This is a genomic window from Microbacterium songi, from assembly GCF_042747925.1.
Taxonomy (GTDB): domain Bacteria; phylum Actinomycetota; class Actinomycetes; order Actinomycetales; family Microbacteriaceae; genus Microbacterium.
Genome location: NZ_JBHZIE010000009.1, coordinates 1 through 20,311, shown reverse-complemented (window position 1 = coordinate 20,311; position 20,311 = coordinate 1). Strand labels below are relative to the sequence as shown.

21 protein-coding genes are annotated in these 20,311 nt (G+C 66.6%); 14 read left to right on the top strand and 7 right to left on the bottom strand.

Annotated elements, in window-relative coordinates:
* Both ACFM35_RS11050 and ACFM35_RS11045 read left to right on the top strand, forming a co-directional pair.
* Nucleotides 1-726 (top strand): alpha/beta fold hydrolase, encoded by a 726-nt coding sequence (locus ACFM35_RS11050; protein ID WP_378841950.1) that lies wholly within the window; start codon nucleotides 1-3, stop codon nucleotides 724-726.
* Nucleotide 727: 1 nt separating this feature from the next.
* Nucleotides 728-1,834 (top strand): PucR family transcriptional regulator, encoded by a 1,107-nt coding sequence (locus ACFM35_RS11045; protein WP_378841948.1) that lies wholly within the window; start codon nucleotides 728-730, stop codon nucleotides 1,832-1,834.
* 150 nt (nucleotides 1,835-1,984) lie between these two features.
* Here ACFM35_RS11045 and ACFM35_RS11040 read toward each other — a convergent pair whose 3' ends face one another.
* The gene (locus ACFM35_RS11040; protein WP_378841946.1) at nucleotides 1,985-2,833 is read right to left on the bottom strand and encodes a helix-turn-helix transcriptional regulator; all 849 of its coding nucleotides are present in this window, start codon (nucleotides 2,831-2,833) and stop codon (nucleotides 1,985-1,987) included.
* A gap of 149 nt (nucleotides 2,834-2,982) precedes the next feature.
* On the opposite strand from ACFM35_RS11040, the gene ACFM35_RS11035 reads away from it, so the two are divergent.
* The 4 genes from ACFM35_RS11035 (at nucleotide 2,983) to ACFM35_RS11020 (ending at nucleotide 5,773) form a co-directional block, all read left to right on the top strand.
* A complete protein-coding gene (locus ACFM35_RS11035) occupies nucleotides 2,983-3,723 on the top strand; it encodes an SDR family oxidoreductase (protein ID WP_378841944.1) in 741 nt (246 codons plus the stop codon).
* A 129-nt stretch (nucleotides 3,724-3,852) separates the two neighbouring features.
* Nucleotides 3,853-4,632: an SDR family NAD(P)-dependent oxidoreductase gene (locus tag ACFM35_RS11030; RefSeq protein ID WP_378841942.1), complete on the top strand. Its 780-nt coding sequence runs from the start codon at nucleotides 3,853-3,855 to the stop codon at nucleotides 4,630-4,632.
* 82 nt (nucleotides 4,633-4,714) lie between these two features.
* Complete coding sequence (locus ACFM35_RS11025; RefSeq protein WP_378841940.1) at nucleotides 4,715-5,056, top strand: hypothetical protein; 342 nt, start codon at nucleotides 4,715-4,717, stop codon at nucleotides 5,054-5,056.
* A 108-nt stretch (nucleotides 5,057-5,164) separates the two neighbouring features.
* On the top strand, nucleotides 5,165-5,773 hold the full coding sequence (locus ACFM35_RS11020; RefSeq protein WP_378841938.1) for a nucleoside deaminase: 609 nt from the start codon (nucleotides 5,165-5,167) through the stop codon (nucleotides 5,771-5,773).
* Between the two features lie 15 nt (nucleotides 5,774-5,788).
* On the opposite strand, the gene ACFM35_RS11015 is transcribed toward ACFM35_RS11020, so the two are convergent.
* Nucleotides 5,789-6,826, bottom strand: coding sequence for a methionine synthase (locus ACFM35_RS11015; RefSeq protein ID WP_378841997.1), 1,038 nt, complete (start codon nucleotides 6,824-6,826; stop codon nucleotides 5,789-5,791).
* A gap of 17 nt (nucleotides 6,827-6,843) precedes the next feature.
* Complete coding sequence (locus ACFM35_RS11010) at nucleotides 6,844-7,836, bottom strand: DUF1852 domain-containing protein (RefSeq protein ID WP_378841936.1); 993 nt, start codon at nucleotides 7,834-7,836, stop codon at nucleotides 6,844-6,846.
* A 123-nt stretch (nucleotides 7,837-7,959) separates the two neighbouring features.
* Between ACFM35_RS11010 and ACFM35_RS11005 the strand changes: the two genes are divergently transcribed.
* Nucleotides 7,960-8,901: a LysR family transcriptional regulator gene (locus ACFM35_RS11005; protein ID WP_378841934.1), complete on the top strand. Its 942-nt coding sequence runs from the start codon at nucleotides 7,960-7,962 to the stop codon at nucleotides 8,899-8,901.
* Between the two features lie 16 nt (nucleotides 8,902-8,917).
* Here ACFM35_RS11005 and ACFM35_RS11000 read toward each other — a convergent pair whose 3' ends face one another.
* The gene (locus tag ACFM35_RS11000; protein ID WP_378841932.1) at nucleotides 8,918-9,490 is read right to left on the bottom strand and encodes a flavin reductase family protein; all 573 of its coding nucleotides are present in this window, start codon (nucleotides 9,488-9,490) and stop codon (nucleotides 8,918-8,920) included.
* Nucleotides 9,491-9,707: 217 nt separating this feature from the next.
* Between ACFM35_RS11000 and ACFM35_RS10995 the strand changes: the two genes are divergently transcribed.
* Nucleotides 9,708-10,148: a TlpA family protein disulfide reductase gene (locus tag ACFM35_RS10995; protein ID WP_378841930.1), complete on the top strand. Its 441-nt coding sequence runs from the start codon at nucleotides 9,708-9,710 to the stop codon at nucleotides 10,146-10,148.
* Nucleotides 10,135-10,686 carry a DUF4395 domain-containing protein gene (locus ACFM35_RS10990; RefSeq protein ID WP_378841928.1) on the top strand — a complete coding sequence of 184 codons (552 nt, stop codon included), beginning with the start codon at nucleotides 10,135-10,137 and terminating at the stop codon, nucleotides 10,684-10,686. Before ACFM35_RS10995 ends, ACFM35_RS10990 begins: the two co-directional genes overlap by 14 nt.
* Nucleotides 10,687-10,788: 102 nt before the next feature.
* Here ACFM35_RS10990 and ACFM35_RS10985 read toward each other — a convergent pair whose 3' ends face one another.
* Both ACFM35_RS10985 and ACFM35_RS10980 read right to left on the bottom strand, forming a co-directional pair.
* Entirely contained in the window at nucleotides 10,789-11,625 is an 837-nt protein-coding gene (locus tag ACFM35_RS10985) for an alpha/beta fold hydrolase (protein WP_378841926.1), read from the bottom strand.
* A gap of 160 nt (nucleotides 11,626-11,785) precedes the next feature.
* Nucleotides 11,786-12,619, bottom strand: a complete 834-nt coding sequence (locus tag ACFM35_RS10980) for a helix-turn-helix domain-containing protein (RefSeq protein WP_378841924.1) — start codon at nucleotides 12,617-12,619, stop codon at nucleotides 11,786-11,788.
* Nucleotides 12,620-12,706: 87 nt separating this feature from the next.
* Here ACFM35_RS10980 and ACFM35_RS10975 point away from each other — a divergent pair, with 87 nt between their 5' ends.
* Nucleotides 12,707-13,699 (top strand): phytanoyl-CoA dioxygenase family protein, encoded by a 993-nt coding sequence (locus tag ACFM35_RS10975; RefSeq protein WP_378841922.1) that lies wholly within the window; start codon nucleotides 12,707-12,709, stop codon nucleotides 13,697-13,699.
* Between the two features lie 21 nt (nucleotides 13,700-13,720).
* On the opposite strand, the gene ACFM35_RS10970 is transcribed toward ACFM35_RS10975, so the two are convergent.
* Nucleotides 13,721-14,743, bottom strand: a complete 1,023-nt coding sequence (locus ACFM35_RS10970; RefSeq protein WP_378841920.1) for a LacI family DNA-binding transcriptional regulator — start codon at nucleotides 14,741-14,743, stop codon at nucleotides 13,721-13,723.
* A gap of 157 nt (nucleotides 14,744-14,900) precedes the next feature.
* On the opposite strand from ACFM35_RS10970, the gene ACFM35_RS10965 reads away from it, so the two are divergent.
* The 4 genes from ACFM35_RS10965 to ACFM35_RS10950 are packed head-to-tail and all read left to right on the top strand — an operon-like array spanning nucleotide 14,901 to nucleotide 20,233.
* The gene (locus ACFM35_RS10965) at nucleotides 14,901-16,976 is read left to right on the top strand and encodes a beta-galactosidase (protein ID WP_378841918.1); all 2,076 of its coding nucleotides are present in this window, start codon (nucleotides 14,901-14,903) and stop codon (nucleotides 16,974-16,976) included.
* On the top strand, nucleotides 16,973-17,914 hold the full coding sequence (locus ACFM35_RS10960) for a carbohydrate ABC transporter permease (protein WP_378841916.1): 942 nt from the start codon (nucleotides 16,973-16,975) through the stop codon (nucleotides 17,912-17,914). Before ACFM35_RS10965 ends, ACFM35_RS10960 begins: the two co-directional genes overlap by 4 nt.
* Nucleotides 17,911-18,849, top strand: coding sequence for a carbohydrate ABC transporter permease (locus ACFM35_RS10955; RefSeq protein ID WP_378841914.1), 939 nt, complete (start codon nucleotides 17,911-17,913; stop codon nucleotides 18,847-18,849). The genes ACFM35_RS10960 and ACFM35_RS10955 overlap by 4 nt, the downstream gene beginning before the upstream one ends.
* A 49-nt stretch (nucleotides 18,850-18,898) precedes the next feature.
* Nucleotides 18,899-20,233, top strand: coding sequence for an ABC transporter substrate-binding protein (locus ACFM35_RS10950; protein ID WP_378841912.1), 1,335 nt, complete (start codon nucleotides 18,899-18,901; stop codon nucleotides 20,231-20,233).
* Nucleotides 20,234-20,311: the final 78 nt, after the last annotated feature.

Sequence of the window (20,311 nt, the reverse complement as noted above, 5' to 3'; positions counted from 1 at the left end):
GTGCCCAGGAAAACAACGATAGTGCTCGTGCACGGCGCATTCGTCGATGGAAGTTGTTGGGCATCGGTTGTCCGGATCCTGCTCGACCGTGGTCATGCCGTTCTCGTCCCTTCCGTGCCGAACCGGAGCCTCATCGGCGACGCCGCGTACATTCGTTCGTTCGTCGAGCAGATCGATGAGCCGGTTCTGCTCGTCGGTCATTCCTACGGTGGCGCGGTGATCACCGTTGCCGGTGTAGCGGAGAACGTCGTCGGACTGGTCTACGTCGCGGGCTACGCGTTGGAGGAAGGCGAGAGTCTCGGACAGCTCCAAGGACGATTCCCCGAGTCGGAGCTCGCATCGAATCTGGTGTACGCATCTTTTCCCAGCGGCAGGACCGAGCCGGGCATCGACGTCTCTGTCAGGATCAGCGCCTTCTACGACATCCTCGCCGAGGGCATGCCACCCGAGGCTGCGCAGGTGATGGCGCTATCGCAGCGACCTCTCGCGGCTGTTGCGTTCGGCGAGGCAGCGCCCGTCGCTGCATGGGAGAGCCGGCCGGGCTGGGGGATTGTGGCGAGCAACGACCGGACCATCAACCCGGTCGTCGAACGATTCGCCTACTCGCGAGCAGCGCTCCTCGAGGTGACCGAGGTCGAAGCCCCGCATCTGGTGATGATCACGAAGCCGGACGCCGTGGTCGCCGTCATCGAGACCGCGCTCGATGCGCTCGAAGCGAGCAGTTGACATGTCGATCGCTGAGGATGTCGTCCGCTCCGGCGCACATATAGACCTGCAGGGCGTCGTGAACCAGCTCTCGGAGACCCTGGCGCGGCCCATCGTCCTCGAGTCACGAGACGCGGCCGTTCAGGTGCGCAGTGACGAGCCAGACGGTGGCGTGTGCTCGACGGGGCACGTGGCAGGTCGAGATGAGCTCGATCTCGCCCGAGTCCAGATCGTCCGCGCCGGTGAAAGCGTGGGGTTTCTCTCCGCCCCGGTGGCGGGATTTCCCGCCCTCAGCCCCGCTCAATACGACGCGATGGATTCGGCTGCAGCGTTGCTGGGCGCGTTGCTCAGTGCAGACCGGGTGGACACTCACCGATCCGTTCGGGACGTCGTCTTCAGTGACCTCCTTTCCGAGGATCCCGATCGACGTCGAGCGGCGTACGCCACCGCGGTTGGGCATCGGTGGATCCCGCGCAGGGGAGAGATCGTCGTGCGAGCGTTGCTCACCGGCAGTGCAGCATCCGCCATCGATCTCGTGTCCTTCGGCAAATACTTGTCGACACTCCGGCCGACACCCCTGGCGCTCATCGCGCAACGTTCTCGTCTTCTGTTCACGGTCGGAACCCACATGGACGCATCCGTCGACACCCTGATCATTGCGGAAGGGCGTCGCCGCGGTGTCGAAGTGCTCGGCATCGGGACCGCGTCCGTGGACAACGAGACCGACGAGCTCTCCCGCGCTGCTGATCAGGCCGGCCTCGCTGCCAGGTTCGCATCCAGGATGAAGAGCTTCTATCCGTCCACGGATATCTCGAGTCTCGGCGGTTGGGTCTTCCTCGCGGGAGCTGACCTCGACCCATCGTGGTTGTCGTTGATCTCGCCCGCCGCAGCGGAATTGCGGACTCAGGATGACTCGACGCTGCTGCGCACCGTCGAGGTCTACTTGGATGCTGGTGGCCAAGTCACGACCGCGTGCGCGCAGTTGTTCATCCACCGGACGACGCTCTATTACCGGTTGGAGAAGCTGCCGACGATCGTGCGCGAGGCACTTTCCGACGGGATGCAGCGAAGCACGCTGCACTTCGCCTTGAAGCTCATGCACCTCTGGGCGAGCCACGAGCGGATCTAGAGCAAGCTTGCGGATCAGCGCCGGTGTCGAGTCGATCGAGTGCGCCGTGCGCGCTCTTTCGACGACGCAGCAGGTCCGGACAGCATCAGCACGTCTCTGCGGCACTCGGGGACGGCGGCCTTGTTCTCTCGTGTTGGTCCTCGCGCGGCCCTACGACTCGTCCGACCCCGCCGCTGACGGCACCGAGGGGGTCGCGAGAGCGTCGAGCATGCGCAGTCGCTTGGCGCTCGGGCTGCCCTGCTCGGCGTAGTAGACGACGAGAACCAAGTCCTCGACCTGCATCTTCTCTCGATGGAGCTGCAAGTCCCCGACCATCGGGTGCTGGACCTGAACGGAGCCGCCGACGAAGTTCCTCACGCCCTGGCGCGCCCATTCCTCACGGAACCGCGCGCTTGCCAGCGAGAGCTCCCCGACAAGCTCGATCGCCCTGACGTCATCGACGTCGTCCGCGATCGAATGCCGGAAAAGCGCGATGAAAGCACTCACCGACTGCTCCCAGTCCCGATGGAACTCACGTTCCTCGGGGTCGAGAAGCAGGGAGCGGAGACGATTGTTGCCGGGAGCGAGACGCGGCGAGAAGGCGATGGCCGAAGGGTTCGCGGCGAGGACGTCGAAGTACCGACCTTCCACGAATGCCGGTGCGGCGATGGATGCCAGCAAGTGGTGCAGTCGAGCAGGGACGCGCTCTTCGCGCGGACGCCGACGGGAACGCGGACGCGGACTCCCGAGGCTCAGCAGATAAGCGGTCTCGACCTCGTCGAGCTGAAGCACCCGCGCCAGCGCCTCCAAGACCTGCAGGGAAGGACGACTGTCGCGTCCGCGCTCGAGCCGCAAGTAGTAGTCCGCGCTGATCCCGGACAGGAGCGCGACTTCTTCACGCCTGAGTCCCGGGACCCGCCGATTCGCCCCCGCGGTCAGACCGACTCGATCGGGAGTGAGGAGAGCGCGGCGGGCCTTCAAATACTCTCCCAGCCGGTTCGCAGTGCCGGAATCGTTCACGAACAACACGGTAGTTGCGATGTCCGCGCTGAGGGAGGCCCTGCCACTCCCCGGACCAGCGGGGACCTTCCTCCTCGACAGAACCTTCACGACCATTGGGTACGCGCCGCAGATTCGAGGGCGACCGATTGCAGAAGAAAGAAGACGCCATGAACATCCAAGGACGAACGGTCCTCATCGTGGGAGGAACCTCGGGCATCGGTCTCGGACTCGCTCACCGGTTCGCGGGAGCAGGAAGCACCGTCATCGTGGGCGGCCGAAACGTCGATCGCGTCGCCGACCTCGAGACCGTCCGGATCGATGTCACGGACCCCGACTCGGTGGCGAGTGCCCGAGACGAGGTCCTCCAGAACCACCCCGGCCTCGACGTCGTCGTCACCATGTCCGGTGTGATGATCCCCGAGGACCTCCGCGACCCCGCCCATTTCGCGATATCCGAAGTGACGATCGACGTGAATCTGCTCGGCACGATCCGAGTCATCGATGCGTTCACCCCGCACCTCATCGCCCGGGGCGGCGGCGACATCGTCACCGTGACCTCCGGAATCGCTTTCATGCCGTTTCCGGTCATGCCGACCTACGGTGCTTCCAAAGCGGGCGTGCACGCCTACACCGAAGCTCTCCGTCCTCAGCTCGCCGACGTGGGAGTCCGTGTCACGGAGATCGTTCCGCCGGCTGTCGCGACCGAGGCACAAGGCGGCATGAACCCTGCTGCCCTCCCGCTCGATGACTACCTCGATGAAGTCATCCGTTTGATCAGCGCGCCCGACGCCCCCGACGAGATCGTCGTCGACGCCGCGAAGCGTCTTCGCTGGGCCGAGCGCGACGGCACATACGACGAGCTTCTCGTTCAGCGTTCCCAGGCCCTCAAGATGCTTCCGGGGCACTGACCTCCGCGATCGTCGGGCCAGCCCGAATCCGACGGGGACACGGGCAGAGAGCGCGGGACAGCACCAGATCCCGCTCACGTCGTGAACGTCGCACAGGCGATGCCACGGAAAGAACAAAGGAGAACCACCATGACCGAATTGGCCGTCGTCACCGGAGCATCGTCAGGAATCGGACGCGAGTACGCCCGTCGGCTGGCATCGCGAGGCAGCGATCTCATCGCTGTCGGTCGCCGTCAGGAGCGGCTGGACGAACTCGCCATGGAGTTCCCCGGCGTTCACGTCCAGAGCGTTGTCGCAGATCTGTCGACGCACGAGGGCATCCAGAAGGTGATTGCGGCCGTCGGCGATCAGCCCGTCTCGCTCTTGATCAACAACGCCGGCGTCGCCCATTACAAGGCATTCATCGACCTGCCCGAGGACCAGGCCGCCGAACTCGTGGGGGTGAAGGTCCTCGCACCGACCCTCCTGACCCGCGCGATCGCGCCGGGCATGGTTCAGCGAGGTACGGGACAGATCGTCAACGTGGCAGGCATGATCGCCTTCAGCGGACCCGCCACTCTCGAGCAGGTCGGACTCCGCCGCGCCGTGTACGCATCCACACTCGCTTACACCGTCGCGCTCTCCCAGACGCTGAACGCCGAACTCGCCCCCCGTGGTGTGACGGTCCAGGTCCTCCTGCCCGGAGTCGTCGCGACCGAATTCCACGAGCGGCAGGGGATGGACCTGTCAGCGGCGCCCCGGATGAGCGCCGCCGACGTCGTCACCGCCAGCCTGCGCGGTATCGAGCGGGGTGAGACCGTCACCGCGCCGGGCGTGGAGCGGGGGGCCCTGCTGGAGGAGGTGTTCACGGCGGACTTGGCCGCGTTCGAGGGGCAGTCGCCCGCTCTCGCCACGCGCTACCAGTCCTGAGAGGTGAGCGGGCGTGATAGACGACACCGTCGGTTCTGGCAACCCGCTGTATCCCGGGGCGCCGGCGCGCTAGAAAGTGGGTATGAAGCGGATTGTCTACGCGGGAGCACGGTTGCTGACGGGCGACGAGATCGCGGACGCCGTCCTCGAGTACGGCGCAGCGCTGGCCGAGTCGGAGGCCGCCGAGACGGTGCAGATCCCGGTGCTGACCGAGGAAGGCCGACTCTCGACGGCGACACTGCTGCTCGGCCCATCCAGCCAGATCGTTGCCGAAGACGAGGTGACGGAGTTCGATGAACTCCTAGACCCGGACGCGGTCGAGGGCATTCAGGCCAAGACCCGCGCATATCGCCCGACGGTCAGGAGCACTCCGGATCGGGAAGACGGTGCGGACGATCATGGCGCGTGGACGGACGATTACTGACGCGCCGCGCGGGTGCGCCCGCAGAGCTCGGAACGTCCGACCCTTCTTCACGTCGGTGAAACGCGAGGGAAATCGGTCGCCCGTACTGTCGAAACCGACAGGAGCATCATGACTCACTCTTTCGCCACCCGCGTCTCCGCCCAGCTGCCGGAATGGCTGGTCGCCGAGCTCGACGCCTACGACATCGCTCCGGCCACCCACGGGGAGCGGATGGCGCTCGTCCACGGACTCGCGGGCCGCAACTACCGCGAGGGCAACGGTGGCCCGTTCGCCGCGATGGTCGTGGACCGGCGAACGGATCGCATCGTGTCGGTCGGTGTCAACGTGGTCCTCAGTTCTGGCTTGAGCGCCGGTCACGCGGAATTCATGGCGCTGTCGCTGGCGCAGGAGAAACTCGGCCGGTGGGATCTCGGAGCGTCGGCGGAGGATGATCTCGAGCTGGTCGTCAACTGGCGCCCGTGCATCATGTGCTTCGGGTCGCTGATCTGGTCGGGCGTGAAGCATCTGGTGATCGCCGGCGATGGCCCGGAGCTCGAGCAGCTCAGCGGGTTCGACGAGGGACCGGTGCCGGGCGGGGATTGGCGCGGCGAGCTCGAGGCGCGTGGCATCAGCGTCACGATGGACGTACTCCGCGACGAGGCCATCGCGGTGTTCGCCGAATACGGGGCATCCCGATCGATCGTCTACAACGCCCGGGGGACCGGCTCACGCATCTGACCGCGGTCGCAGCGGTCAGGGGTTCGCGGGATCGATCTCCGCGCGGACGATGGCCGCACCTGCGCTGAGCGCGCTCAGTTTTTCGAGTGCGACGCCGCGGGGCAGCGGCGCCATCCCACAGTTCGTGCTGGGGATGAGCTTGTCGGCATCGACGAACCTGAGCGCGTTCCGCAGGGTGTCGGCGACCTCCTCCGGGGTCTCGATCAGGGGGCTGGCCACGTCGATCGCGCCGAGCATGACCTTCTTGCCACGGACGAGCTCGAGGAGGTCCATGGGCACGTGGGAGTGCTGACACTCCAGCGAGACGGTGTCGATGGTGGACCGTTGCAGCAGCGGGAACGTGTGCTCGTACTGCCGCCATTCCGACCCCAGGGTCGCCTTCCAGTCGATGTTCGCCTTGATCCCGTATCCGTAGCAGATGTGCACGACGGTCTCCGCGCGCAGTCCCTCAGCAGCCCGCTCCAGCGCCGCCACCCCCCAATCCTGGACCTCATCGAAGAAGACGTTGAAGGAGGGCTCGTCGAACTGGATGATGTCGACCCCCGCGGCCTCCAGCTCTCTGGCCTCTTGATTCAAGATCGTCGCGAACTCCCACGCCAGCTTCTCGCGGCTCCCGTAGTGGCGGTCGGAGAGTGTGTCGATCATCGTCATCGGGCCGGGGAGAGCCCACTTGATCGGCTGATCGGTCTGCCGGCGGAGGAACTTCGCATCTTCGACGAAGACGGAGTGCTCGCGGCTCACCGCGCCCACGACGGTCGGCACGCTTGCGTCGTAGCGGTTGCGGATGCGAACCGTCTCACGGTGCTCGAAGTCGACACCTCCGAGATGCTCGATGAAGGTCGTGACGAAATGCTGGCGGGTCTGCTCCCCGTCGCTGATGATGTGGATGCCTCGCCGATGCTGCTCATGGACGACGCCGCGCAGCGCATCCTGCGTGCCCTCGACTAGCGCCTCACCCTCCAGCTTCCACGGAGACCACAGCGTCTCCGGCTCGGCGAGCCAGGACGGTTTCGGCAGACTGCCGACGATCGAGGTGGGCAGCAGCGCGCTCACCGACGACGCTCCGATGGTCATCGGACGAGGGTGGGGTAGTCGGCCGCCCACTGCTCCAGTGTTTCGCGGTGCGGCTTCACGAAGTGTTCCTCGGCGTACTTCCCCTGCTTCGCGGCGAGCTGACTGCGCTCCACGCGGTCGTAGGCGATCTGCGTGCGCGAGTAATCCTGCCGATCCAGGCTCGGTCGATAGATGCTCGCGGCGGCCGAATTCGCGTTGTAGATCTCTGGCCGATAGATCTTCTGGAACGTCTCCATCGTGCTGATCGTGCCGATGAGCTGCAGGGGGGAGTAGTCGCTCAGCAGATCGCCGCGGAAGTAGAACGCGAGCGGCGCGACGCTGCCGCGCGGCATGAAGTACCGGACCTGCAATCCCATGCGTCCGAAATAGTCGTCGGTCAGCGAGTGATCGTCCTGCAGGTACTCGACGCCGAGGACCGGGTGGCGATGATCGGTCCGGCGATAGGTCTTGCTGGTGGACACGCTGATGCAGATCACGGGGGCCGTCGGGAACCGTTCACGGTACGCGTCGGATTCGAGGAAGTGCTGGAACAGCTTGCCGTGCAGATCGCCGAAATCGTCGGGGACGGTGAACGTGCCGGCGGCCTCGGTGGCCGCCGGCAGCAGCACGCTGAAATCGAAATCCCGGACATAGGAGGAGAAGTTGTTCCCGACGATGCCTTGGTGGCGTTCGCCGGTTCGCCGGTCGATGATCTGGATGTCAAGGACCTCGAGCAGCGGGAATGCCCGATCCTCGGCCGCCGCGGTGAACTCGATCTCGACCGAGACGATCTCGAGCTCCACACCGTAGCGGTCGAGGTTCGGGTTGTCCTCGTGCGCGAGGTCGTTGAATCGGCGGTCGATCATCTCCAGCGCGTTGCGGAGGTTCTGCTGACGGTGCTCGCCACGGGCCAGGTTCGCGAAGTTCGTCGTGATCCTGGAGCTCTCGGACGGTGCGTAGTCTTCGTCGAAGCGGGTGGTGGAGATGGTGAACGCGAACTCGTTCGTCATGAGCGGCCAATCGTTGGCGAGTCGGCCGGGCAAGGCCGTGTGGACGTCTGTCCGGCTATCGTGCCCGGGTCGCACGACTATCGAGTAACTCGACTGACCTATGCAAGGCCATAGGCTTTGACTATGACCGGAGCATCGCGAGGGATCACCCTGCAACAGCTGCAATACTTCGTCGAGGTCGCCGCGGAGGGGTCGATCAGTGCTGCCGCTGACCTGCTCTTCGTCGCTCAGCCGACCATGTCCGCGGCGATGAAAGATCTCGAGGTACGGGTGGGCCGCACTCTCCTCCTCCGCTCCGCCCGCGGGGTGACGCTCACCGCGGACGGCGCGGAATTCCTCGGGTATGCGCGGCAGGTCACCGAGCAGGTGGCGCTCCTCGAGCAGCGCTACCTCGGTCGGCCGCCATCGCGACGCCTGCTCGGCGTCTCGGCGCAGCACTACTCGTTCGTCGTCGACGCGTTCGTCCGGATGCTGAAAGGCAGCGGAGCGGCCGAGTACGAGTTCTCGTTGCGTGAGACCCGCACGTGGGACATCATCGAGGACGTCCGGACGCTCCGCAGCGAGCTCGGCATCCTTTACCGGAACGATTTCAACCGGAAAGTCATCGACAAACTGCTCCGGGACTCCGGCCTCGCCTTCCGACCGCTCTTCCTCGCCGAGCCGCACATCTTCATCTCACGGAAGAACCCACTCGCCTCTCGAGATCGCGTCGCCCTCGCCGATCTCGCCGACTCGCCGCGGCTCACCTTCGACCAGGGCGCGAACAATTCGTTCTACTTCGCCGAGGAGATCCTCTCCACCCTGTCGAGCACGCAGGAGATCAGGGTCTCGGACCGCGCGACCATCTTCAACCTCATGATCGGGCTCGACGGGTACACGATCTCCACGGGTATCGTCAGCGACGATCTCGATCCGGAGATCGTCGCCATCCCGCTCGACGTCGACGAGCGCATCGAGATCGGCTGGATCGGCCACTCGGCGATCCCGCTCACCGAGCAGGCGCAGCGCTACCTCACCGAACTGCGGGCGGTCGTGGCGGGCTTCGGTGTCGCGCTGATCGGCTAGCGGGGACGACTCGACGTCAGGGTACGTCGATGCGGGAATGATCTCCGAGGCGATGCCACTGGCGGTTCACGTAGACCAGACCACGATCGCTCGGCGTCTCGGGCACGTTGACCTGAAGCGCGTGCGCAACGATCACCGTTGACCCGCCCGCCTCGAATCGGTTGAGCACGCGCGCGCGAATCCACCGGGGCACCCCGTGGAACACCGGCTCACCGGTGACCAGGCGTGTCCACGAGCTCGTGTCGGCGAACCGGTCGACCCCGCTTGTCGCAGCCAGTCGCGCCAGGGGGAGATCATCCGCGTCGACGAGATGCACGACCACGGTCTCCGCTGTCGTGAGGGTGGTCGCGCTCGAAGACCGGGTCGACACCGAAAAGACGAGGAGCGGGGGGTCGGCGCTCACCGACGACACGGACGTCGCCGTCAGAGCGACCGGGCCGGTTCCCGCGTCGGCCGTGATGACGGATACGCCGCCGGGGTGGGCGCGGAACGCGGTCTTGAAGTCTTCGGCGGACACGATGCCGAACGCTCGGGCGGACGGCTGGTCGCCGTCGCTCGGGGACGGCTCGGAGCCGGCTCTGTACGTCATGGGTCCTCCGTGGTGGTCTCCTTCGAGCTTGCGCCACCGCGGGACCCGATGGGTCGGACGACGTCACTTCACGTCATAGTTTCGTGGCCGGCCCGATGCTGCTCGCCCCGGGCGCTGATGCACCTGCGGGGGCCGGGAGATGAGCCCGACATTACGCCGGATGTCGTGGAGCGACCCGGATCGCCGACCGCGGTCGGGGCGGTGATATTTTGGCGCGGTGGACCCGATCACCGCGCTGTGGGCGCTCGCCGCGCTCGTCGCAGGAGCGGCCGTCGTCGCCGTCGTCCTCCGGTCTCGCGAGGGTCGGGCGACATCCGTGCGGATGCCCGATCAGCTCGATCCGGCACTCATCGGTGCCGCGCGGTGGGGGGAGAGTGCGACGCTGCTGCAGTTCAGCACGGAGTTCTGCTCGCGCTGCCCGGGCGTGCGCCGCACGCTGGAGGCCATCGCGCGGGAACGCTCCGGCGTCGCCCACATCGATGTCGATCTGACGCACCGCGCCGACCTCGCGAACCATTTCCGCGTCCTGCAGACGCCCACCACCCTCGTGCTCGACCGCGACGGGGTGGTGCGCACCCGGTTCGGGGGAGCAGTCACCCGCGCCGCGCTGGAGCGGGAGGTTGACCGCATCACCGGAGGTCACCGTGTCGGAGTCTGACAGCACCGTCGTCTCGAGCGGCACCGCGGGCGGTATCGACCCGCGCGGACCGCGCTTCGCCGCTGCCATCACGTCGGCCGTCGTCCTGATCGCGACGTTCTTCGCGGCGACGGGCATCTCTGCCGCCCGTGACGGATCGACCTGGTCGCTTCCGGACGCCTCGCTCGCTCAGCGGGCGGGCGACGCCGGGTTCGTCCTGTTCGCCGTCATCGCCCTCCTCTTCCTCTGGGCGGTCGCGTTTCCTGCCAGCCAGCCCTACGGGGTGCTGTTCCGCACGGCGGTGAGGCCGCGATTGGCCCCTCCGGCCGAGCTCGAAGACCCTCGACCGCCCCGTTTCGCGCAGGGAGTGGGTCTGTTCGTCGTGACGGTCGGACTCGTGCTGCACCTGCTCGGCGTGCCTCTGGCGCTCCCGATCGCCGGCGCGGCCGCCTTCCTCGCGGCCTTCCTGAACGCATCGATCGGCCTGTGCCTCGGCTGCCAGCTGTATCTGCTGTTCGTCCGCGCCGGTGTCCTCGGCCGCCACTCCGCCACCGCCTGACCCCGAGTTCTGACCGGCCCGGCCGGGGTAGCGAGCGGGTGATGAAGAGACGGCGCACCCGAGGTCGTCTCGGGTGCGCCGTCTTTTCGTCGGGTGGTGCGGTTATTCCTGGATGAAGGCGAGGATGTCGGGGTTGATGACGTCGGCGTGGATGGTGAGCATGCCGTGGGGGTAGCCCTCGTAGATCTTCAGGGCGGAGTTGCTGAGGAGCTCGTGCTGTTTGAGGGATGCGTCTTTGTAGGGGACGACCTGGTCGTCGTCGCCCTGGAGGACCAGGACCGGGACGGAGATGGCCTTGAGGTCTTCCGTCTGGTCGGTTTCGGAGAACGCGGCGATGCCGAGGTAGTGGGCTTGGGCGCTGCCGGTCATGCCCTGCCGCCACCAGTTGTCGATCACCGGCTGTGAGACCTTGGCGCCCTCGCGGTTGAAGCCGTAAAACGGTCCGGAGGCGACGGCTTGGTAGAACTCGGCCCGGTTCGCTGCCAGGGCCTCGCGGAATCCGTCGAACACCGAGATCGGTGTTCCGTCCGGGTTCGCGTCGGTCTGGACCATCAGCGGGGGAACCGAGGACACGAGCACGGCTTTGGCGACGCGTCCCTGCGGTTCTCCGAACTGCGCGACGTAACGGGCGACCTGGCCGCCGCCGGTGGAGTGGCCGACGTGGACGGCGTTTCGCAGGTCGAGGTGTTCGACCACGGCGTTGGCGTCGCTGGCGTAGTGGTCCATGTCGTGGCCGGTGGAAATCTGCGAGGACCGTCCGTGACCGCGGCGGTCGCTGGCGATGACCCGGAAGCCCTTGTCGAGGAAGTAGAGCATCTGCGCGTCCCAGTCATCCGCCGACAGCGGCCAACCGTGGTGGAACATGATCGGCTGCGCGTCGCGGCTGCCCCAGTCCTTGTAATAGATCTCAGCGCCATCATCCGTGGTGACAAACGCCATGGTGCACCTCCAGGTTCATGTCGGCCCGAGCTGCTCTCAGGACGACGAGCGGACGCTCTCGGCCGGTGATCGGCGGGGAGCGCTCTCAAAGTAGCGCTCGACGCCGACCGGGGGGTTCCTACTTTTGTTCAGACTCTGCGGCCGTAGACGGACGGAGCGCTCATGATCCGGTCACCTGCGCGCGGCGCCAGGATGCGGGCGAGATCCCCGTCACCGCGGCGAATGCCGCATGGTAGGAGCTCGTGGACTGGAAGCCGACACGGGTTCCCACGGCGCCGGAAGGAAGGTCGGTCGTGAGAAGAAGACGTTGCGCCTCGGCCACGCGGTAGCGCTGGACGTAGCTCGTGATGCTGATGCCGAAGACGCCGCGGAAGGCCGCCGCGGCGCGGTGCGGATGAAGGTGCACGGCTCGCGCGACGTCGGGCACGCGGATGTCGCCGGCGAAGTTCGCTGCGACGAAGGTGGCCATGTCGGCCGCGCGTCGCAGGTCTTGCGACGATCGGCTGGACCCGGCCCGCGCTTCCGAGAAGTCGCCGTCCGACATCCGGATCACCAGCGCCTCGATCTCGAGCGCCGTCGCCCGCCGCGCGTTCTCGCTGGCCGCGCGCAGGTCTTCGGACCACCGTTCGAAACGCGACCCCAGGCCGTCGAACGCGTCGCGCCCGCGGAGGATTTCGCCGCCCAGCAGGCGGTCTTTGGCATCCGCGGGCACACGCCACGACAGGAAGCGTGCGAGCGGGATCGTCGCGTAGGCGAGCGGCACGTCAGGCGGGATGTCGACGAGCTGGTGGGGCGTCGCTCCCCAGAATGCGCTCGGCACCCCCGCGGGCAGGATCGATGTGCGACCCGCTGCGTCGTAGGTGACCGGCGCCGCACAGAAGTTTATCTCGATGTCATTGTGCGCGTGGGGCGCCGTCATCGCGACCGTCGTTCCGCGCCAGACCGCGAAGCCGAAGGTGTTGCCGGACAGACTCGGCGGCGACCAGAGACCCATGGTGACATTCTCGGAACGAAGGGGTGATTTTCACGAACTATGACGAGAATCTCGAGCCTAGTGTCGGTCAGGAGAGAAGGAGCAACCATGAGCCACACATCGCAGCCGACCGTGAACCGGGGGAGCGTCGCCGAGAACACCTACGCGCGCCGCGACTATCACCTCACGGAGGAGGAGATCGCGTTCTTCGACGAGAACGGCTATGTCATTCTGCGCAACCGCATCGGCGGCGATCTGCTGCGTCGGCTGCAGCAGGCATCCACCCGATGGATTGCCGACGGACACGCCCTGGAGAACGAGACGGATGGGGACGGAGACTACAACTTCGCCGACCGACCGTCAGGACGGGTGCTGTTCCGCGTCAACTACCTGCACAACAAGAGCGAGGCCGCCTCGCTCGAACTGCTGGGCAGCCCCGAAATGCTGGGTATCGCCGAGAGCCTCGCAGGCCCCGATTTCGTTCCCACTTACGAGTCGCTCGTCTTCAAGAACACCGGCGATGGGGCTCCGATCGACTGGCATCAGGACGCCGTGCACCCCCGCTCCCATCGCATCTTCAACGTCGACGTGTATCTGGACGAGAGTCGCAAGGGCGCAGGTTCGCTACGGGTGGCCCCCGGATCGCAGCGGCAGGTGGTGGACGTCTGCCAGCTTCAGGAGGAATTCGGGTGGGATGCTCCCGGTGTTGTGCAGACCGAACTGAATCCCGGCGATGTGCTGGTGCACGATGTCATGCTCGTGCACGGTTCCGAGGCGACAACGGCGGGCAAGCTCAGGCGCACGATCTACTACGAGTTCCGCGCCGCTGAGCAGATCCTCGACGAGGGTCCGTGGGACGCCGAGTTCATCGACCAGCGACTGAGACTCGTCGCGCTCGGCCGGGATGAGTGGAAGCGACGCCATCCGGACGCAGACGTCTTCGACTGGAACGTCTCTGCGGCTCTCGCCCCGCGGGTCGGCTCCGACGCGGCGCACGAGCTCCGGGTCGCGCACGGGGTCCACAGCCCCGGTTCGTACTGCAGCGCGGGCAGCGTGCCGTTCACACCCGAGTCGGCGGATACCGTGGGAACCGGCCTCTGACGGGCTCGTTGTCGCAGCTCGTCAGGCAGAATCTCGCCACACCACTTCGCAATCGAGCTCGACCTGCGAGGGGGCGGCGTCGCCGATGAGCTTGCCGAGTACCAGTCCCGCCGCGGTGGCTCCGAGCTCGCGCGCGGGTTGACGGACGGTGGACAATGCCGGTGTGGTGCGTCGCGACCACGCGCTGTCGTCGAATCCGACGATGCCGATGTCTTCGGGGATGCGGCGCCCGGCCGCCCGCACCGCCTCCATCGCGCCGGCGGCGACGGCATCCGACGCCGCGAAGATGCCGTCGAGGTCGGGGGCGCGCTCGAGGAGAGCCGTCGCCGCATCGCGCCCGGAGGAATAGGAGTACAGGGGAATGGCCTCGACCAGATCGGGATCGAACGCCGCACCCAGGGCGGCGCGGAAACCTGCCAGACGGTCTGCGCCGGAGTCCCTGTCGAGCGCCGCGGCGATCATGCCGATCCGGCGTCGGCCGGTGGCGGCCAGCCGCTCTGTGATGGTCTGCGCCGCGCTGCGGTTGTCGATGACGACGAAAGACGCCGAGGCCGGAGCGTCCGGGGGGCGCCCGACATACGCGGCAGGCAGTTCGAGTCGTTCGATCACGTCCGAAATGGGATCGTGCGAGCGCGCCGAGACGACGACCACCCCCTCGACGAAGCCCCCCGACAGATAGCGCGCGACACGTGCGGTGTCTCGTTCCGAATCGACCACCAGCACCACCATCTGATGGTCGGCGGCCGAGACCGCGGCGTTGGCGCCGAGAAGGATCTCGCCGATGTTGGGATCCTCCACGAAGGACGCCCCGGGTTCGTGGACCACGAACCCGACGGACTGGCTGCGCTGCATGACGAGGTTGCGCGCGGCGGTGTTGGGCACATACCCGACCTGGAGGATCGCCGCCTCGATCGCCTCACGTGCCGAGGCCGAAACGTACTGCTTGCCGTTGATGTAACGACTGACCGTGCCACGCGAGACGCCCGAATGGATGGCGACGTCGTGTACGGTCGCGCGCCGTTTTCTCGGGCGAGGAGTCTGCACGCCTTCACTGTATCGGGACGCGGCCTTGACGAAGCGGGAGCGAGATGACATTGTGTGTACGTGCACACACGGTGAGCCCATTTTTTTGGTTCGGTTCTGTGCACGTGCACAGAACCGCGCCCGCGGTACCACGATCAGCGCCGATCACTGGAGACACGTGAGTACGACTGCCACCCGCAGCCCTTCGGATGTCGACGTCCGGACGGACGAGAACGAAGGGCGTCCCCGCTTCACGCACCGGGGCATCGCGTTCGGCTGCGACTACAACCCGGAGCAGTGGTCGCCGGACGTCTGGCGCGAGGACGCGGCGCTGATGCGCGAGGCCGGCATCGATCTCGTGGCGATCAACATCTTCGGCTGGGCACGCCTTCAGCGACCGGACGGCACCTTCGACTTCACCGACCTCGATGCGGTGATCGAGCTGCTGCACGCTCACGGGATCCGGATCAACCTCGGCACCGGCACGGCGTCGCCGCCGCCCTGGCTGACGACGCGGCATCCCGAGATCCTGCCGATGGTCGAGGACGGCACGCGCCGCTACCCCGGCGGTCGCCAGGCGTGGTGCCCGAGCTCGGCGGTGTTCCGGCACGCCGCGCTCACCGTCGTCGCGGCGGTGGCCGAGCGCTACGGCAGTCATCCTGCGGTCGCCCTGTGGCACGTGTCGAACGAGCTGGGCTGCCACAACGCCTACTGTCACTGCGAAACCTCGACGAACGCCTTCCGGGCGTGGCTGCGGGCCAAGTACGCCACGATCGACGGCCTGAACGCCGCCTGGGGCACGGCATTCTGGAGCCAGACCTACACGGACTGGTCGGAGATCCTGACGCCGCGCGCGACTCTTTCCACTCGGAACCCCGGTCAGATGCTCGACTATCGACGTTTCTCCTCCGACGCCCTCCGGGAGTACTACATCGCCGAAGCAAACGTGATCCGACGGCACAGCGACCGGCCGGTCACGACGAACTTCATGGTCACCGCGCACATCAGTGCACTCGACTACTGGTCGTGGGCGCCCGAGATGGACGTCATCGCAAACGACCACTACCTCGATCATCGCCTCGGCGCGCCGGCCGCGGAGCTGTCCTTCGCAGCCGACCTCACGCGTGGCATCGCGCAGGGGGAGCCGTGGCTGCTGATGGAGCACTCGACCGGCGCGGTGAATTGGCAGCCGACGAATCTCGCCAAGCTTCCCGGCGAGATGCTGCGCAACTCGCTGGCCCACGTCGCCCGTGGTGCTGACGGGGTCTGCTTCTTCCAGTGGCGTGCATCGCTCCAAGGGTCGGAGAAGTTCCACTCGGCGCTGCTGCCGCACGCCGGCACGGCGAGTGCGGTGTGGGATGAGGCGCTCGAGCTGGGACAGGCCGTCGGATCCATCGCCGAGGTCCAGGGCAGCCGAGTGGTGTCGGAGGCGGCGATCCTGTTCAGCTGGGATGCCTGGTGGGCGACCGATGCCGAGAACAGGCCGTCCACGGCCATCACCTATCTCGAACAGGTGCACTCCGCGTACGAAGCGATGCGGGCTGTCGGAGTGACGGTGGACGTCGTGCACCCCGACTCCGACCTCACCGCGTACCGGCTGATCGTCGTCCCCGCGCTCCACCTCGTCACCGACCGCGCGTCGGCGCGGCTCGACGAGGCCGTGGCCGGAGGAGCGCACACTCTCATCACCTTCTACAGCGGCATCGTCGACGAGAACGACCGGGTCCGCCCGGGCGGGTATCCCGGCGCCTGGCGGTCACTGCTCGGGGTCCGTGTCGATGAGTTCGCGCCGGTCATGCCGGGAACCGCGCTCACGCTGACGTCGGGTGCGGGTGCCACGCTCTGGACGGAGCGGATCGTCGTCTCGGATGCCGAAGTCATCGACCGGTTCGCGGACGGACCCGCGACGGGTATGCCGGCGATCACCCGCCGCCGGTCCTCGGGTCCGACGGATGCTGCGGGCGACGCCTGGTACGTCGGCACGATGCTGAACCCCGCCGATCTCACCCGACTCGTCCAGCGGGTCGTCGAAGGCGCGGGCATCGTCCCCGAGCCCGGCGCCGGACCGGACGTCGAAGTCGTCCGCCGTCGGATGGACGACGGTCGCGCCTGGCGGTTCGTCATCAACCACAGCACGGACACCGTGGAGGTCTCGGGCTCCGGCACCGAGCTCCTCAGCGGTCAGCGGGTGAGAGGTGCACTCACGATCCCTCCCGGCAGCGTTCGCGTCCTCAGAGAGGAGTCTCAGAGATGAGCTCGATCAAGGCCTCCCCTTCGGTGCTCGCCCCGCCGCCGACAGCAGCGCCGCCGCACAGAAAACCTCGAATCCGGAACGCGCCGATCGGGGCACTCCTGATCTTCGTCGGGCCCTTCGCGGCGCTGTTCATCCTGTTCTACCTCGTGCCGATCTGCTACGCGATCTGGAAGTCGCTGCAGGTGGTCGAGCGCGAGGGGACATTCGGTGAAGCGAAGGAGGTGTTCGGCGGTCTCGCGCAGTACGCCCGGGTCTTCGAGAACGAGGTGTTCTGGCAGTCGGTCGGCCGAGTGCTCCTGTTCGGCGCCGTGCAGGTGCCCGTCATGCTCGGACTGGCGCTGATCTTCGCACTGCTCCTGGACTCGCCCCTCCTCAGGGGCAAGCGCTTCTTCCGGCTGGCCTTCTTCGTCCCGTACGCCGTTCCCGGCGTCATTGCGGCGATCATGTGGGGCTTCCTCTATTCCCCGCGGCTGTCCCCGTTCACCGCCTTGACGAGTCAGGTCGATCTGCTCTCGGCGGACTTCGTGCTCTGGTCGATCGCGAACGTCGTCACGTGGGTCTTCGTCGGCTACAACATGCTCATCATCTACTCGACTCTGCTGTCGATCCCGCCCGACCTGTACGAGGCTGCGCGCCTCGATGGAGCCGGTCAGCTGCGCATGGCCTGGTCGATCAAAATCCCGCTCGTCCGGCCGTCGCTCGTCCTGACCGCCGTGCTGTCGATCATCGGCACGCTGCAGCTGCTCGCCGAACCGCAGACCTTTCGCGCGTTCAGCTCGGCGGTCACCAGCACGTTCACTCCGAACATGACGATCTACGCCACGAGCGCCGTCCCCAACGTCCCGCTGGCGGCCGCCATGTCGGTGGTGCTCGCGCTCGCGACATTCATCCTGTCCTTCACGTTCCTCAGCCTCACGCGACGGAAGGCGGCATCATGAGCCTCGCGACGAATCCGGATGCTCCGCGCACGTCCTCGCTGGACACACGCGCTCTCGTGACAGGCTCCGGGCGGCGGAATGACCGCGCCCGCGGACCCCGCGAGGGGATCGTCCCCCGTGCCGCGGCGCTGCTCGTCATGACGGTGTTTACCCTGTACTTCCTGACGCCCATCTGGTGGCTGCTGGTGGCCTCGACCAAGTCGCGCGGCGACCTGTTCTCCACCAATCCCCTGTGGTTCGCCGAGCCGCAGTTCTTCGAGAACCTCACCGGGCTCTTCGGGTACCGCGATGGGGTGTACGCGCGGTGGCTGCTCAACAGTGCGCTCTATGCCGGCGTCGGGGCGCTCGTCGCCACGATCCTCGCGGGGATGTGCGGCTACGCGTTGGCCAAATACCGATTCCGTGGCCGCGAGACCATCTTCAACGTGGTTCTGGGTGGGGTCCTGGTGCCGGCGACGGCGCTCGCGCTTCCGCTGTTCCTCCTCTTCAGTCAGGTCGAGCTCACCAACACGTTCTGGGCGGTCTTCCTGCCCAGCATCGTCAGCCCGTTCGGCGTCTACCTCACGCGCGTCTTCGCCGAGGCATCCGTGCCCGATGAACTGCTCGAGGCGAGTCGCCTCGACGGGGCGGGCGAAGTGCGCACCTTCTTCACCATCTCGGTGCGTCTGATGTTCCCCGCGCTCGTCACGGTTTTCCTGTTCCAGTTCGTCTCGATCTGGAACAACTTCTTCCTGCCGCTGATCATGCTGCGCAGCGAGGAGCTGTTCCCGGTGACCTACGGCCTGTACGCGTGGAACTCCACGATCAACCAGTTCCCCGAACTGCGGACGTATGTGCTCATCGGCTCGCTCCTCTCGATCATCCCGCTGATCATCACCTTCCTGATCCTGCAGCGCTTCTGGCGCAACGGGCTCGGGGCAGGCGCCCTGAAGTAAACCCCCGCCCGCACCACGGACGGTCCACCCCCACCAAGAAAGAGAGATCATGCGCAAGACATCACGAGCGGTCACTGCAGCCCTGCTCGCAACCGCAGCACTCACCATCGCCGGCTGCTCCGGCGGTGGCTCCAGCACCACCGATCCTGCGGCGGGCGGCGACTGCGCCCCCTCCGGCGGCGATGTGACGCTGTCCTTCACCACCTGGATCCCCGGCATCGAGGACGCCGTGGCGATCTGGAACGAGGCCAACCCCGACATCCAGGTCGAGGTGCAGACCGGGCCGTCCGGCAATGCCGGTACGTACCAGAACTTCTTCAACCAGCTCGAAGCGGGGAACGCGCCCGACCTCGGACAGATCGAGTACGACGCACTGCCCAACTTCCGCGTGCAGGATGGCCTGGAAGACCTCTCGGCGTGCGAGGAGGTCGTCGCGGCCGAAGACCAGTTCCTCCCGTGGACCTGGGGACAGGTCACCCTCGGCACGGAGAACGAGGTTTACGGCGTTCCTCAGGACCAGGGGCCTATGGGTCTGTTCTACCGCTCGGACCTCTTCGAGCAGAACGGTATCCCCGTGCCGACGACGTGGGCCGAGTACCGCGATGCTGCGGTGAAGATCCGGGCACTGGGCGGCTACATCACGAACTTCTCACAGACCGACATCAACCAGTTCGCCGGGTTCGTCTGGCAGGCCGGCGGCGAATGGTTCAGCAATGACGGCGATGCGTGGTCGGTCGATCTGACCAGCCCCGAATCAGTCAAGGTCGCGGACTACTGGCAGGACCTGCTCGAGAACGATCTGGTGTCGACCTATCCGGCATGGACCGACGAGTGGAACAACGCCTACAACTCCAGTGAGGTGTGGACCTGGAACTCCGCCGTCTGGGGTGCGAACTCGATCCTGAGCGGCGCTCCCGACACCTCGGGCAAGTGGTCCGTAGCCCTCGCGCCGCAGTGGGAAAGCGGGCAGGAAGCCGCCGGTAACTGGGGTGGATCGTCGGTCGCCGTCTTCAAGGGCACCGAGCACCTCTATGAGGCGGCGAAGTTCGCGCTGTGGTTGAACACGGATGCCGAGGCTCTGACCTCGCTCAACAAGACGGCCCAGATCTACCCGGCCACCACCGCCGGTCTCGAGCTGCCGTCATTGTCGGAAGGCGTCGAGTTCTACGGCGGACAGAAGATCTACGACGTGTTCGCCGAAGCGGCGACCCAGGTCAGCCCCGACTTCGTGTGGGGCCCGACCATGACGCAGACGTACGCCGACGTGTCGGACGGCTTCAAGGCATCCGCCTCGGGGAGCGAGACGCTCGCCGACGCCCTGGCCGCCAGCCAGGCGTCCACGATCGAAGCGCTGAAGGCACAGTCCATCCCGGTCGCGGAGTGACGGCTTCATGATCACCCACCTCCGCGGGGGGGGGGGGGGGGGAGTCGGTGGAGGAACCAGGGAGGGGGGGGGGGGGGC